General features: G+C 74.5%; 15 protein-coding genes. 5 read left to right on the top strand and 10 right to left on the bottom strand.

Annotated elements, in window-relative coordinates; all coding sequences use genetic code 11:
- Positions 1–276 precede the first annotated feature (276 nt).
- Both ACZ6S8_RS37355 and ACZ6S8_RS37350 read right to left on the bottom strand, forming a co-directional pair.
- Positions 277–489: a hypothetical protein gene (locus ACZ6S8_RS37355; protein ID WP_469462567.1), complete on the bottom strand. Its 213-nt coding sequence runs from the start codon at positions 487–489 to the stop codon at positions 277–279.
- A 118-nt stretch (positions 490–607) separates the two neighbouring features.
- The gene (locus tag ACZ6S8_RS37350) at positions 608–1,456 is read right to left on the bottom strand and encodes an aldo/keto reductase (protein ID WP_469462565.1); all 849 of its coding nucleotides are present in this window, start codon (positions 1,454–1,456) and stop codon (positions 608–610) included.
- 271 nt (positions 1,457–1,727) lie between these two features.
- Here ACZ6S8_RS37350 and ACZ6S8_RS37345 point away from each other — a divergent pair, with 271 nt between their 5' ends.
- Positions 1,728–2,171: an IPT/TIG domain-containing protein gene (locus ACZ6S8_RS37345; RefSeq protein ID WP_469462563.1), complete on the top strand. Its 444-nt coding sequence runs from the start codon at positions 1,728–1,730 to the stop codon at positions 2,169–2,171.
- A 79-nt stretch (positions 2,172–2,250) separates the two neighbouring features.
- Here the strand turns inward: ACZ6S8_RS37345 and ACZ6S8_RS37340 are convergent, their stop codons facing one another.
- On the bottom strand, positions 2,251–2,616 hold the full coding sequence (locus ACZ6S8_RS37340) for a VOC family protein (RefSeq protein WP_469462562.1): 366 nt from the start codon (positions 2,614–2,616) through the stop codon (positions 2,251–2,253).
- A 171-nt stretch (positions 2,617–2,787) separates the two neighbouring features.
- On the opposite strand from ACZ6S8_RS37340, the gene ACZ6S8_RS37335 reads away from it, so the two are divergent.
- On the top strand, positions 2,788–4,986 hold the full coding sequence (locus ACZ6S8_RS37335; RefSeq protein ID WP_469462560.1) for a SpoIIE family protein phosphatase: 2,199 nt from the start codon (positions 2,788–2,790) through the stop codon (positions 4,984–4,986).
- Here ACZ6S8_RS37335 and ACZ6S8_RS37330 read toward each other — a convergent pair.
- The 3 genes from ACZ6S8_RS37330 to ACZ6S8_RS37320 all read right to left on the bottom strand — a co-directional run bounded on the left by ACZ6S8_RS37330 (position 4,976) and on the right by ACZ6S8_RS37320 (position 7,724).
- Positions 4,976–5,236 carry a hypothetical protein gene (locus ACZ6S8_RS37330; RefSeq protein WP_469462559.1) on the bottom strand — a complete coding sequence of 87 codons (261 nt, stop codon included), beginning with the start codon at positions 5,234–5,236 and terminating at the stop codon, positions 4,976–4,978. The genes ACZ6S8_RS37335 and ACZ6S8_RS37330 overlap by 11 nt on opposite strands.
- A gap of 128 nt (positions 5,237–5,364) precedes the next feature.
- The gene (locus ACZ6S8_RS37325; protein WP_469462557.1) at positions 5,365–6,393 is read right to left on the bottom strand and encodes a hemolysin family protein; all 1,029 of its coding nucleotides are present in this window, start codon (positions 6,391–6,393) and stop codon (positions 5,365–5,367) included.
- A complete protein-coding gene (locus tag ACZ6S8_RS37320) occupies positions 6,390–7,724 on the bottom strand; it encodes a hemolysin family protein (protein WP_469462555.1) in 1,335 nt (444 codons plus the stop codon). The genes ACZ6S8_RS37325 and ACZ6S8_RS37320 overlap by 4 nt, the downstream gene beginning before the upstream one ends.
- Positions 7,725–8,154: 430 nt before the next feature.
- Between ACZ6S8_RS37320 and ACZ6S8_RS37315 the strand changes: the two genes are divergently transcribed.
- Complete coding sequence (locus ACZ6S8_RS37315; RefSeq protein WP_469462553.1) at positions 8,155–8,700, top strand: TlpA family protein disulfide reductase; 546 nt, start codon at positions 8,155–8,157, stop codon at positions 8,698–8,700.
- 63 nt (positions 8,701–8,763) lie between these two features.
- On the opposite strand, the gene ACZ6S8_RS37310 is transcribed toward ACZ6S8_RS37315, so the two are convergent.
- From ACZ6S8_RS37310 to ACZ6S8_RS37300, 3 genes are all read right to left on the bottom strand, one after another.
- Positions 8,764–9,696: a M56 family metallopeptidase gene (locus ACZ6S8_RS37310; protein WP_469462552.1), complete on the bottom strand. Its 933-nt coding sequence runs from the start codon at positions 9,694–9,696 to the stop codon at positions 8,764–8,766.
- 6 nt (positions 9,697–9,702) lie between these two features.
- A complete protein-coding gene (locus ACZ6S8_RS37305) occupies positions 9,703–10,104 on the bottom strand; it encodes a BlaI/MecI/CopY family transcriptional regulator (RefSeq protein WP_469462551.1) in 402 nt (133 codons plus the stop codon).
- A 162-nt stretch (positions 10,105–10,266) separates the two neighbouring features.
- A complete protein-coding gene (locus tag ACZ6S8_RS37300) occupies positions 10,267–10,899 on the bottom strand; it encodes a histidine kinase (RefSeq protein ID WP_469462549.1) in 633 nt (210 codons plus the stop codon).
- Between the two features lie 222 nt (positions 10,900–11,121).
- On the opposite strand from ACZ6S8_RS37300, the gene ACZ6S8_RS37295 reads away from it, so the two are divergent.
- On the top strand, positions 11,122–12,414 hold the full coding sequence (locus ACZ6S8_RS37295; RefSeq protein WP_469462548.1) for a class I SAM-dependent methyltransferase: 1,293 nt from the start codon (positions 11,122–11,124) through the stop codon (positions 12,412–12,414).
- Positions 12,411–13,130, top strand: coding sequence for an alpha/beta hydrolase (locus ACZ6S8_RS37290; protein WP_469462546.1), 720 nt, complete (start codon positions 12,411–12,413; stop codon positions 13,128–13,130). Before ACZ6S8_RS37295 ends, ACZ6S8_RS37290 begins: the two co-directional genes overlap by 4 nt.
- Here the strand turns inward: ACZ6S8_RS37290 and ACZ6S8_RS37285 are convergent.
- On the bottom strand, positions 13,109–13,441 hold the full coding sequence (locus tag ACZ6S8_RS37285; protein ID WP_469462544.1) for a nuclear transport factor 2-like protein: 333 nt from the start codon (positions 13,439–13,441) through the stop codon (positions 13,109–13,111). The genes ACZ6S8_RS37290 and ACZ6S8_RS37285 overlap by 22 nt on opposite strands.
- Positions 13,442–13,772 lie beyond the last annotated feature (331 nt).

The raw sequence follows: 13,772 nt of genomic DNA, 5'->3' as shown, positions 1-13,772 counted from the left end.
AAGCAGCCACCACCATCAACTGCCCCATCGGCACCGTCCGCTCCCGCGTAGCCCGCGCCCGCACCACCCTCATCACCCTCCTCACCGACACCACACCCACCACCCCAACCCCCCACCCCCACCACCCGACCCGCACCACACCGAAGGCACGGCTGGTCGCCTCACCGGCCTGATCAGCGCGCACGCCGCGGGAGGGGCCGCCGGGTGCCGGAAGTTTCGGGTGCCGGGGCCGGGTGCCGGTGCGGCCCTCCCGCGGAGGCACGGGGGACGGGCCCGTCAGGTGTCGTCGGCGCTGCCCGGCGTGCTCCGCGCGGAGCCGATCGCGCTGACCGCCGCGCCCGCGGAGAGCCCCACGGCGAGTCCGAGCCCCACGTTGTCGAGGAACGCGCCCACCACCACTCCGGCCAGCAGGCCGAGCGGAATCGCGATGACGAAGAGGCCGCCGTTGTCCTGTGCGCCGTCTTGACCGCTTTCATTCCCATGTGTCACCGGATCATTATCGGCGCTCCGTCCGATGCCACGCCACCTCCGGCCAGGGGTTGGCGGCCGGTGGGAACCGTCGTACCGCGTCGGGCGCGTGGCGCCGGACGCGGTACGACGGCGCGGGTCAGCCGTCCAGGGTGTGGGTGCCGAGCCGGCCGACCATGACGGGGTCGCGGTGGTCGAAGAAGAGCGACTCCCCGGTGTCCAGATCCGCGACGGCCGCCATCTCCTCGGCCGCGAGCTCGAAGTCGAAGACGTCCAGGTTCTCGGCCATGCGGTCGGCCCGCACCGACTTGGGGATCACCACCACGTCGCGCTGGAGGAGCCAGCGCAGGACCACCTGCGCCACGGACTTGCCGTGCGCGGCCGCGATCTTGCTGAGCACGGGGTGTGTGAAGAGGTCGTTGCGCCCCTCCGCGAAGGGGCCCCACGACTCGATCTGCACCCCTCGCTCACGCATCAACTCCTGGTCGGCGGTGCGCTGGTGGAAGGGGTGGGTTTCGACCTGGTTGACGGCCGGGGCGATCTCGTTGTGGTCGATCAGGTCGACGAGCCGGTCACCGTGGAAGTTGGAGACTCCGATGGCCCGGACGAGGCCCTCGTGGTGCAGCGCCTCCATGGCACGCCAGGATCCGTAGACGTCGCCGTAGGGCTGGTGGATCAGGTAGAGGTCGAGGTGGTCCAGGCCCAGTTTGCGCAGGGAGGTCTCGAAGGCCCGCCGGGCCTTGTCCTCGCCGGCGTCGGAGACCCACAGCTTCGTGGTGACGAACAGCTCCTGCCGCGGGATGCCGCTGGCACTGACCGCACGGCCGACGGCTTCCTCGTTGCCGTAGGCGGCCGCGGTGTCGAGGGAACGGTAACCGGCGGCGAGGGCGTCGCTGACGGCCCGTTCGGTCTGCTCGGCCGGGATCTGGTAGACGCCGAAGCCGAGGACGGGCATCTCGACGCCGTTGTTCAGGGTGACGGTCCGCATGCGGGGTTCCTTCCGTGCGGTGGGGTGGACGGGCGCGGGGGCCGGCGTCCGGGCGTCAGCCGTGCGGGCGCCCGGGGCCCGGGCTCACAGCCATACCCACCGCGGAACGGCATCTCCCGGACCGGTGCTCCACATGGGCTCGCGGAAGGAAGGGCCGCCCACCGGATCGTGTGCGACTTCGGCGATTCGTCCTGTATTGGTGCGGTACGAATTCCCCATGATGGGGCGGGCCCGGAGTTCCGCGCCCGCCCCGTCACCGGAAGGCTCCGCCATGACGCGCACCCGCCGCAGAACCGCGCTCCTGATCGCCGCGCTCGCCCTGTGCACCCTCCCGCTGGTCCACTCGGCCCCGCGCGCCGAGGCCGCCGACCCCCTCCGCTGCGCCCCCGGCGCGTTCCCCGTCCGCCCCGGCGCCCCGGACGGGGCCCCGCAGGGGCAACCCGTCGCGCTCCAGCCGGATGCGGGTCCCCGCGGCGGCGGCACCCAGCTCACCCTGTCGGGGACCGGTCTCACCCCCTACACCCGGGTGCTGCTCGGCACCCTGGGTCCCGACGGCTGCCTCACCGGGCGGGAGGCCACGGACGTGGTGCTGCTCAGCGACACTTCCCTCGTCGCCGTGACCCCCCAGTGGCCCGCGGCAGCGACGGTCTCCGTCTACGCGGCCACCCCGTGCGGGCGGGTCACGAACGCGCTCCCGTTCGCCTACCTCGACTGAGACCGTCCGGAGTGCGGGCCGACCCCGGGAACGGCCGATCCCGGTCCCGGGCGCCCGCGGGACCGCGCCCGCCCGCGCCTCAGCGTCCCGGCGGCGGCTGGTGCAGGCCGAACGGGGTTCCCTGGTCGTCGTGGCAGAGCTGGAAGCGGCCGAACCGGGCGACCGACGCGTCCGCGCCGCCCAGCTCCACGTCGTCGACGGTGCCGCCGAGTGCGCGGACCCGGTCGAGCGCCGCCCGCATGTCGTCGACGCGGAAGAACAGGTAGGGACTCGCGCCGGCGTCGTTGCCGTGCAGGCCCCCGGGCACGTTGGGCGTGCGGAGCGCGAAGCCGCCGCCGTCGGTGGTGCCCGGCTCGAAGGTCCAGCCGAACAGCCCGCCGAAGAAGGTGCGGGCCTGCTCGGCATCGCCGACGCCGAGCTCGAAGAAGGAGACCTCGCCGGTCATGTCGACTCCCGTCACCCTGCGCGGAGACTGCCTCACCCACCGTACGCCGGGCCCCGTACGCCTGCACCCGCCCGCCGGTTCCCCGGCCCGGCTCCGCTCCCGCCGGAGGGCGCCCGGCGGAGCCCCTCCGCATACTGGATGGGACAGAACGACGGGTGGAAGGGGCGCCTCGTGCCATCGGTCCGGCCGGGGGGCGACGCCCGCGGCGGCCCGTTCAGGTCCGAGCCGGGCAGCCTGCTGGAGCACGTGGCGGTGGCCGTCTTCGGCCTCGGCGACGACGGTCTCGTCCGCTACTGGGGGCCGGGCGCCCGGGACCTCTTCGGTCACGAGGCCGCATCCGCCCTGGGGCGGCCCGGCGCCCTGCTGTTCGCCGACGAGCCAGGCGAGCCCGACGGGCCCGACGCCCCGCGCGGCCCCGACGACGCGGACGGCCCCGGCGCCTCCGGCGGCACGGCCGCCGACATCTGCGCCGCCCTCGTGGAGCGGGCCCGCACCCGGGGCTACTGGCGGGGCCGGCTGACCGCGCGGCACCGGGACGGCAGCTCCTTCGCGTGCGGTTTCCGGGTCTTCCCCGTACAGGGCGCCGACGGCCGGTCGGTGGTGATGAGCCTGGCCAGCCGCAGCGACGAGCTGGACCGGGTCAAGACGAACCTGGCCTTCCTCGACGCCCTCTTCGAGACCTGCCCCATCGGGCTGGTCATGCTCGACGAGGACCTGCGCTACGTCCACCTCAACCAGGCGCTGGCGGACATGGACGGGATCCCCGTGGCGGACCACGTCGGGCGGCCCGTGGACGAGGTCATGATCATGTCCGACGGCGGCGAGTACCGGCGCATGGTCCGGGCGGTCGCCGACGGCGGGGCGCCGGTCGTGGGGACGCTGGTGGGTCTGCGCACCCCGGGGCATCCGGACCGCGACCAGGTGCGGTCGGTCAGCTTCTTCCCCCTCAGCGGCGTCGCCGGCTCCGCTCCGGGCGTGGGCGGGCTGATGGTGGACGTGACGGACCGCGAGCGGGCCATCCTGGAAGCCACCGCCGCCCGCAGTCGCCTCGCCCTGCTGGACCGGGCCTCCGCGCGCCTCGGAACCACCCTGGACCTGCGCCGCACGGCCCAGGAACTGGTCGACGTCGTCGTGCCGGACTTCTGCGACGGCGCCGTGGTCGAAGTGGTGGAGTGGATGGACGAGGCGGAGCAGTTCGACCCCGACCGCCCGCTGATCACCCGCAGGATCGCCTCGGGGACGGTCCTGCCGCCCCCGGCCACCGAACTCGTCAGCGGAGTGGAGCGGGTGCGCTACCCGCCCGGCTCCGTCATCCACGACATGCTCCGCACCGGCCGGCCCGTGTCCGCCGTGGTCGACGCGGACTTCCTCGCCCGGACCGTCCTGATCGAGTCCCGCGCCCGGCTGCTGTCCGAGAGCGGGGTGGCGTGCATCCTCGTCGCCCCGCTCATCGCCCGGGACACCGTGCAGGGGCTCGTCCTCTTCGGCCGGTCCGCGGACCGGCCCGCCTTCACCGGGGACGACCTGGCCCTCGGCGGCGAACTCGCCTCGCGCGCCGCGATCTGCCTGGACAACGCGCGGCTCTACGGCCGCGTCCAGGACATCTCGCTCACCCTCCAGCGGGCCCTGCTCCCCGATGTGCTGACGACGGGCCCGTACGTGGACGTGGCCCACCGCTACCTGCCCGGCAGCCGCATCACCGAGGTCGGCGGGGACTGGTACGACGTGATCGGCCTCCCGGGCGACCGGGTCGCGCTCGTGGTGGGCGACGTGATGGGCCACGGCGTGCCCGCCGCCACCGACATGGGCCGGCTCCGCATCACCACCAAGGCACTGGCCGCGCACCACGCACGCCCCGACGGGCTGCTCGCCGAACTCGACGCCTGCGCCCAGGAGGCCGGCATCGAGCTGGCGACGTGCCTCTACCTCGTCTACGACGCGACGACCGGCCGCGCCCTGATCGCCGGAGCGGGCCACCCGCCGCCGCTGGTGCTCCGGCCGGACGGCACGGTCGACACCATCGACGAGGTCCTGGGCATCCCCCTCGGTGTGGGGGGCCTGCCCTTCCGGACGGTGGAGCGGGCCCTGCCCGACGGCGCGGTCCTCGTGCTGTACACGGACGGCCTCATCGAATCCCGCGGCCGGGACATCGACGCGGGTCTCGAAGCGCTGCGCGTCGAAGTGCGGCGGGCGGGCGGACCGCTGGAGACGATGGCGGACCGCATCCTGACGAACCTGCTGCCCGACCCGCCCACCGACGACACCGTCCTCGTCCTGGCCCGCGTCCACCGCAGCCGACGCGGGCCGGCGGAGCGGACCGCCGACCCCGGCACGGACCCCGGCCCGGGCCCCGGCCCGGCTACAGGCTGAGCCGGGCGTTGACCAGGTAGCGGACCTGCGCGGACAGCTCCTCCCTGCGGGCGCCGCCCTCCACGCGGCGCAGCTCGCCCTGGAGCGCCTGCTCGGTGCGCAGCACCGTGTTGCGGGGTACCGGTACCCGTTGTCCGGGCCTCTCGGTGAACGGCTGGAGCTCCGCGGCCACGACCTGGGCGTCGTCGGACGCGCCGTGGCGGAGCGAGAGGAACACCCGGGAGAGCCAGTCGGCCGGGATCTTCACCATGAAATCATCCATAACGGCACAACGACCGACCGTCGCGACCGTGACGGACCTCCCCCGGACGGGCCCCGGGCCGCAACCGACGACGGCCGGCACCGCGCGAAGCGGTACCGGCCGTCGGGCGGCAGGGATCAGGCGTCGTCTCCCTGGGCGGCGGCGCCGACGAGCTCTTCGAGCAGGTCCTCCATGGTGACGAAGCCGATCACGGCTTCCGCGGTGCCCGTGACGGCGGCCAGGTGCGTGCCCGCCGCCCGCATCGCGGTCATCGTGTCGTCGAGCGGGGTGTCGAGGGACACCTTGGTGATCGGGTGGAGGGCGCTGCGCGGAAAGGGCGCGGTGCGGTCGGCCGCCGCGAGGGCGTCCTTGATGTGCAGGTAGCCCAGGATCTCCGCGTCGGGTCCGGCGACCGGCAGGCGGGAGTAGCCGTGCTGTGCGGCGGTCCGCTCCAGGGCGCGGGGCGTGATGTCGTCGCCGACCGTCACGACGCGGTCCAGCGGGACCATGATGTCGCCGACGGGCCGGGTGCCGAGTTCGAGCGCGTCGCGGAGGCGTTCGCCGTCTTCGGGCGCGAGGAGGCCTGCGGCACTGGAGTCCTTGACGAGCCGGGCGAGTTCGTCGTCGGTGAAGACGGAGCCGACTTCGTCCTTGGGTTCGACCTTGAGCAGGCGCAGCAGGACGTTGGCGAAGGCGTTGATGCCGAAGACGAAGGGGCGCAGGGCCCGGGTGAGGGCGACGAGGGGCGGGCCGAGGAGGAGTGCGGTGGGTGCGGGGGCGGCGAGGGCGATGTTCTTGGGGACCATTTCGCCGACCAGCATGTGGAGGTAGGTCGCCAGGGTGAGGGCGATGACGAAGGCGATCGGGTGGATCAGTGCTTCGGGTACGCCGATGGCTTCGAAGGGGGGTTCCAGGAGATGGGCGATGGCGGGTTCGGCGACGGCGCCCAGGACGAGGGAGGAGACGGTGATGCCGAGCTGGGCGGTGGCCATGACGGCGGAGATGTGTTCGAGTCCCCACAGGGTGGTCCTGGCCCGGAGGTTGCCCTTGGCCGCGGCGGGTTCGATCTGGCTGCGGCGCACGGAGATCAGGGCGAACTCGGCGCCGACGAAGAAGGCGTTGGTGATCAGGGTGAAGGCACCGATCAGCAACTGGATCGCGGTCATCGGTCCTGCTCCTGGGGGGTGGTGGTGCGGGCCGGGGGTGCGGTGACGGTGACCCGGTCGGCGCGGTGGTGGTCGACGTCGAGCACGGACAGGTCCCAGCCCTCGACGCTGACGGTGTCGCCCTCGGCGGGGATCCGTGCCAGCTCGGTGGCGATCAGCCCGGCGAGGGTCTCGTACGGCCCCTCGGGAACGTCGAAACCGATCTCCTCCAGCTCGTCGAGCCGGACGCTCCCGTCGGCCTCCCACACCCGGCGGCCTTCGTGTTCCGGGGCCTCGATGAGGTCGGGGACCTCCAGCGGGTCGTGCTCGTCGCGGACCTCGCCGACGACCTCCTCGACGATGTCCTCGACCGTGGCGACGCCGGCGGTGCCGCCGTACTCGTCGATGATCACGGCCATGGTGCGCGACCTGCGCAGCCTTCCGAGCAGGGTGTCGACGGGCAGGGAGTGCGGCACCATCAGCGCCGACGTCATGAGGTCGGCGACCGCGGTGACCGGACGCATCTCCTCGTCCAGGGCGAGGACGTCGCGGATGTGGACGGTGCCGACGACCTCGTCGAGGGTGTCGCGGTAGACGGGGAACCGGGACAGGCCGGTCGCCAGCGTCAGCTTCGCGGCATCCGCGGCCGTCGCGTGCAGTTCCAGGGCCTGGACGTCGACGCGCGGGGTCATCACGTTCTCCGCGGTCAGCTCCGCGAGGTGCAGGGTCTTCACGAAGAGCTCGGCGGAGTCCGCCTCGATCACGCCCTCGCGGGCGGAGTGCCGGGCGAGGGCCACGAGCTCCTCCGGGGTGCGGGCGGAGGCCAGCTCCTCGGCGGGTTCCAGGCCGAAGCGGCGCACGAGGCGGTTCGCGGTGTTGTTCAGGTGGCGGATCAGCGGGCCGAACGCGGCCGTGAAGCCGCGCTGCGGACCGGCGACGACCTTCGCGACGGCCAGCGGCCGCGAGATCGCCCAGTTCTTCGGAACCAGCTCGCCCACGACCATCAGGACGACGGTGGAGAGGGCCACGCCCAGCAGGGTGGCCGTGGTCGCCACGGCACCTGCCGGAATACCCAGCGAGGTCAGCGGGCCGCGCAGCAGCGCGGAGACGGACGGCTCGGCGAGCATGCCGATCACCAGCGAGGTCACGGTGATGCCCAGCTGGGCACCGGACAGCTGGAAGGTCAGCCGCTTGGCGGCCTTCAGGGCGCTCTCGGCGCCCCGCTCACCCGCCTCCGCGGCGCGTTCGAGCTCACTGCGCTCGACCGTGGTCAGCGAGAACTCGGCGGCCACGAACACGGCGCACGCCAGCGTCAGGGCGAGAGCCAGGAGCAGCAACAGGAATTCGGTCACCGTGCCACCCCCGTCCCCGTCGCGAACATCTGCGGGCAGGCCGTGGCACGGCTCGGACTGGGAGGTTCACCCATTGCGGGTCTACTGCTCCTTCTTCTACTCGGTGGGCCGCCGTACTGCGGCCCCGCGGGGATCGCGGTGGGGAGGGTCCCCACCACAATCGTAAAGGGCGGGCAAAGGTGCCACGTCAGGCACCCCGCTCCGCGCCATGTTTCTACAACTCTGTAGAAAATGCGAGAGCGGACCGCCTTCTGGATCCACCGTCCGGGTGAAGCGGCACGCGGGACCGCGTCTCATAGCATCTTCTTTTCTTCATACGCATACATTCTTGGCCTGTCCGGGCACCCCGGGCCGAGGCCGGCCGGTACGGCGGCGTCCCGGCCCCGGTTGCCGGTGTTGCGGTCCGAACCCGACCGGGAGAGTGCCACCCATGCGTTCTCGTTTCGCCGCGGCTGCCCTGATCGCCGCCCTGTGCCTGCCCCTCGCCGCATGCACGTCGGCCGAGACCGGCGGACCCGTCCTGGGGGCCGCGGGACCCCAGGCTCCGTCCGCGGCGAAGGCCGTCCCCGACGCGCTCCGCTTCACGGCGAAGACCGTCGACGGCTCGCCCTTCGACGCCGGATCTCTGGCGGGAAAGCCCGTACTGCTGTGGTTCTACGGTGCGACGTGCGCCGAGTGCCCCGCACAGGCCGTCGAAACCGCCGCGCTCGCCGACCGGCACCTGGGCCGCGTCCACGTGGTCGCGGTGGCCGGACCGGGCGCCGGCAGCGGCCTGCAGGGCTTCGCCGCCCCCGCGGGGGGCGGCTCCCCGACCCACCTCGCCGACCCGCGGCACGCGCTGCGCGACCGCTTCCGCGCCGAGGGCGTCAACACGTACGTCCTCCTCGACGAGGACGGCGAGGACGTCTACCGGGGCAGCGGCGCCGACGCCTGGAGCCTGGACCGCGAGCTGGCCGCGCTCGTCGGCGAGGGCTGAGCGACGCGACACGGCCGGAAGCGGCGCCGCGACGCCGGCGGGGCCGCTACGACGGAGCCACGCCTACAGCGGGGCCGTCGCGGCCCTGAGGATGAAGAACAAGGTGAACGCGGCGTTCGCCGAGGACAGGGCGGAGGCCGCGGCCCCCACCGTGGCGCCCCAGGCGGCCAGTCCGGCCGCGGTGAACACCGGCGGCCACCGCAGGGCCGCGGGCGCCGGGGCGAGCAGGGCGGCCACGCGGCGCGGCACCGGACCCGCCGCCGCGAAGTGGGCGAGGGCCGCGTCCAGGGCGCCCCGCGCGACCAGGGCCGCCTTCGCCACGGCCCGGGCGGCGGTACGGCGGCTGCCGGTCACGGCCGCGGCCTCCTCGTCCGCCCACCGCTCGGTCGTGTAGGCGACCGACGTGCACAGCGGGCGCAGGAACGGGTTGGCGCGCGCGGCCAGCCGTACGGTCAGCAGGTAGCGGTGGTGGCGCGCGGCGAGGTGCGCCCGCTCGTGGGCGAACAGCGCCCGGCGCTCGGGCCCGTCGAGTTCCGCGAGCATCCTCGAGCTCACCACGATCCGGTCCCGGCGGCCCGGCAGGGCGTACGCGTAGGCCGCGTCGTCCGGCAGCACGGCCACGCCCCGGTCCGGCAGCCCGGCGAGGGCGCGCAGCGCGCCGCGGCGCACGCGGAAGTGCCGCCAGGCGATGCCCGCGCATCCGGCGAGCACGGCCAGGAGCGCCGGGATCGCGGCCATGCCGGCCACCTCGTCGTACGGCACCGCGTCGCGCACCTCCTGGTCCGACCACGCGTCGGGCAGCGGGTTCCCGGGCAGCTGGGCGGTGCCGACGACCATCAGGAGGGCCAGGCAGAGGGTGCTGCACACCGCGAGGACCGCGGCGATGGCGGAGAGCAGCCCGGTCGCGGTCCTCGGGTGCAGGTGGTGCTCGGCGAGCCGGGCGATGGGCCAGGCGGTGAAGGGCAGGACGAGGGGCAGGAAGACGAAGACTCCCATGGGAGTTCAGCCGCCCCCTTCCTCGTCGGTCTGGGCCAGGAGACCGCGCAGCAGCTGCTCGTCCCCCGGCGGGAGCGAGGTGACGAAGCTGGCGAGCACCGCCTGCCGGTCGGCCTCGCCGTCGAGCACCTTGCGCATCCGCAGCGCGGCGAGCCCCGCCTCGTCGGCCACGGGGACCCACTCGAACGAACGGCCCGCGCGCTCGCGGGCGACCGCGCCCTTGGCGTGCAGCCGCGTGAGGATCGTCATCACCGTGGTGTAGGCGAGGGTCCCGGGGAGCCGTTCCTGCACCCAGCCCGCGGTGACCGGTCCCGGCGCGCCGCCGAGGACGGCGAGGACCTGGGCCTCCAGCTCGCCCTGACCCCGCCGAGGGGGCAGTGCGTCCCCCGTGCCGTGCCGGGTTCTCATCCTCAGGCCTCCCGTCCGGGGATCGCGCGTTCCACGTGAAGTGCGGCCCATCGTACTGAGCCCGCGGGAACCCTCCGCCGGGCGGCGGGGAACGGTCCACGGCCGTCGGCGCCGGGCCGCCGCGCCGGCCCCGACGGCCGTGGGTGCGCAGCCCCTCCCGGATCAGGCGGGCCGCTCCCCCTCGGCCGGCCTCCCGCCCGCCGGCCCGTCGGCCTCCCGCTCCGGGGTCCGCTCCCGGCTCCGCGCCGGCGTGCCGTCCGACGGCGCCGCGGCCCCCGTGGCCGTTCCCGGCGCCGGGTCCCCGTCGCTCTCCTCCGCCGCCTCCTCGGCCGCCCGCACCTGCGCGGCGAACTCCTTCTCGGAGATCCGCTCCAGCGTGCCGCCGTGCCGCCGCGCGAGGTCGTCGCCGGGCTGCGGCGAGGACTCCCGCAGATCCACCACGAGCAGCGAGGCCCCCTCCTCGACCCGGCTGCTGAGCATGATCAGGCCCGCCCCGCCCTCCAGCAGCTGCTGGTTCTCGGCGGCTCCGCCGAGGGCCGCACCCGCCGCCGTGCCCAGCAGCACGCCGAGCGGGCCGCCCAGCAGGCCGACGAGGCCGCCGACCAGCCCGGCGCCCGCCGTCGCGATCCCGGCGCCGCTGACATGGCTCTCCGGTACGTCGAGCAGTCCGTCGGCCGAGCGTTCCACGACCGCCGCCTGCCGCAGCCCCGGCAGGTCGAGGGCCTCCCGGAACGCCGCGCGGCCGGCGGCCGGTCCGGTGAACGAGATCAGCAGCACCTGGTGGCTCTCCGCCATGTCGCCTGTCCTCCTGCACTACCCGCCGAGCACTCCCTGGTCCCCCAGTGGAACCCGCGGCCGCGCCGGCCGCCTCCCGCGACACGCCGCGCCCGCCCGGACCGCCCGCAGCTGCTCGCGCCGTCCACCAATCCGCGCCCTCGGGCGCTACGAAGAACGGATGAACGGGCCGCCGGGCATCCGGCACGGCGAAAGCCGCCCCCGGATCCTGGAGGACGTGTGATGAGGGCCGTTGCCGACCGGCTGGCGGAGCTGCTGGACCACTTCTTCGCCCGTCCCCTCCCCGTGCGCCTGCGCGCGTGGGACGGGACGGAGGCGGGCCCCGCGGACGCCCCCGTGATCGTCCTGCGTTCCCCGCGGGCCCTGCGCCGGCTGCTGTGGCAGCCGGGCGAGCTGGGGCTCGCCGAGGCCTACATCACCGGTGACCTCGACATCGAGGGGGACCTGGCGGAGGGCCTCGCCGCGGCCTGGCAGTCCGTGCGCGACCACGGCCGCGTCCGGCCCACCGGCGCCGGATGGGCCCAGGTCACGAGCCTCGCCGTGGGTCTGGGCGTGGTCGGTCTGCCGCCCCGCGCGCCGGACGCGCCGCGGGCCCGGCTCGGCGGGCGGCTGCACAGCTCCGCGCGCGACCGGGCCGCGATCAGCCACCACTACGACCTGTCGAACGAGTTCTACGCCCTCCTCCTCGACCCGTCGATGGCCTACTCGTGCGCCTACTGGACCCGGCCCGACGACCCCGCGTACGGCCTGGAGCAGGCGCAGCACGACAAGCTGGAGCTGATCTGCCGCAAGCTCGCGCTCCGCGAGGGATCGCGGCTGCTGGACGTCGGCTGCGGCTGGGGCGCCCTCGGCCTGCACGCCGCCCGCTTCCACAAGGCGCGCGTGACGGCGGTGACCCTCTCCCGCCGGCAGCGCGACTTCGTGGCGGAGCGGGTGGAGCGCGAGGGACTCGGCGACCTCGTCGACGTCCAGCTGCGCCACTACCGCACCATCGACGCCGGCGGGTACGACGCCGTCACGGCCGTCGAGATGGGCGAGCACGTCGGCGACGCCGAGTACCCGGCCTTCGCCGCGCTGCTGCACGGCGCGCTGCGGCCGCACGGCCGCCTGTTGGTCCAGCAGATGTCCCGCGGCGCCAACGCACCGGGCGGCGGCGCGTTCATCGAGACGTACATCGCCCCCGACATGCACATGCGGCCCGTGGGCCGGACCGTCGGGGTCCTGGAGGAGGCCGGCCTCGAGGTCCGCTCGGTCGAATCCCTGCGCGAGCACTACACCCGTACCATCGACGCCTGGCGCGGGACGCTCGAAGACCGGTGGGGCGAGTTCGACTCGCTGGTCGGCGAGACCACGGCCCGCGTCTGGCGGCTGTACCTGGCGGGCAGCTCGCTGGCCTTCGCCGAACGGCGCATGGGGGTGGACCAGATCCTCGCCGTACGGCCCGCGCGCGACGGCGGGTCCGGCATGGCGCCCACGCCGGCCGACTGGTATCCGGCACCGGAGGGGGCGCGTTGAGACGTACGGAAACGCGGGAGGACGCGATGGAGCCGACGACGGCGGACGTGCACGAGGCCCTGGCGGTCCGCTGGGCGCCCTTCGCACCCCGGGCCGCCGTGCTCGTGCTGAACGGCGGGCGGGCGGACGCCCTGGAGGCGCCGCCCCGGCTGAACCTGCCCGCCCTGCGGATGCGGCCGTTCGCCACCGGCATCGTCCGCGCCACGCAGCACGACCACGTCCTCGTCGGGCACGTGCGCTACCGGCACCGCGGCTGGAACGGCGGGCGGGCCGACGCCCTCCGGGACGCCCGGGAAGCCCTGCGGGCCCTGCTGCGCACGGCGGGCGACGTCCCGGTGGTGCTCGTGGGCCACTCCATGGGGGGCCGCGCGGCCCTGCGGCTGGCCGGCGACCCGCACGTCGGCGGGGTCGTCGCCCTCGCGCCCTGGTGCCCGCCCGGTGACCCCGTCGACCAGCTGCGCGGCCGGCGCGTCGCCGCCCTCCACGACGCGGCCGACCGCGTCACGTCGGCGCGGGAGACCTGGCAGCTCCTCGACCGCGCCGACCGGATCGGCGCCCGCACCCTCGCGGTGCCCATGGCCGCCGGGGGCCACGCCATGCTGCGCGACGCCCGCGCCTGGCACCGCACCGCCACGTCCCTGACCCTCGGACTCCTCGGCCTGGCCCCGCTGCCGGCCGCCCTGGCCGGGCGGGTTCAGCGGGGCAGCGCGGAGTAGTAGCGGCGGCAGGCGCGGAGCATGCCCTCGTCGGAGAGGGTGAACACGTCGACGAAGTCCCGTTGCTGCGGCGAGAGCCGGCCCATCGCCACGACGCAGTCCCCCTCGGCGACGATCCGGACGATGTCGTGGCGCGCGCCGCGGGTCCCGGGGCCCTCCAGGTCGGGACCCAGCGGGCCGGCGTGCAGGAGGGAGCCGTAGCCGTCGAGGTCGCCGCTGTCGAGGTAGTGGTAGGCGAGGCGTACGTGGTCGACCCCCGAGTCGGTGATGACGGAGCTGGGCGGGATCCGCCTGGTGTACCGACGGTTCATGGGACGTCCTTTCGTACGGCCGCGTCCCCTCCGGAAGGCGGCAGGTACACCCTGCGCCAGAGGCACAACTCGGGGCTATCCCCGCCCTATCACCGGCGCGGGCACCCGCGGAGCCGTCCACCGGCCACGATGGCCGGAACTGATACCCCCTGTGGCCCCGCACGAAATCTCCACACCATGGACAACCGGAGACGTGTTCGGGAAGACTGATCCCCCGCTCCACCCGTATTCCCTCCCGGCTCGACCGTGTCGTGCACACGGTGCGAGCGGGATCAGGCATGCCCCAGCTGGGAGACTCATGACCGTTTCGCCCGGCGGGGTTCCGCCGACC

This window comes from Streptomyces sp. NPDC048461, from assembly GCF_055587105.1.
This window is presented reverse-complemented; position numbering and strand designations above follow the sequence as displayed.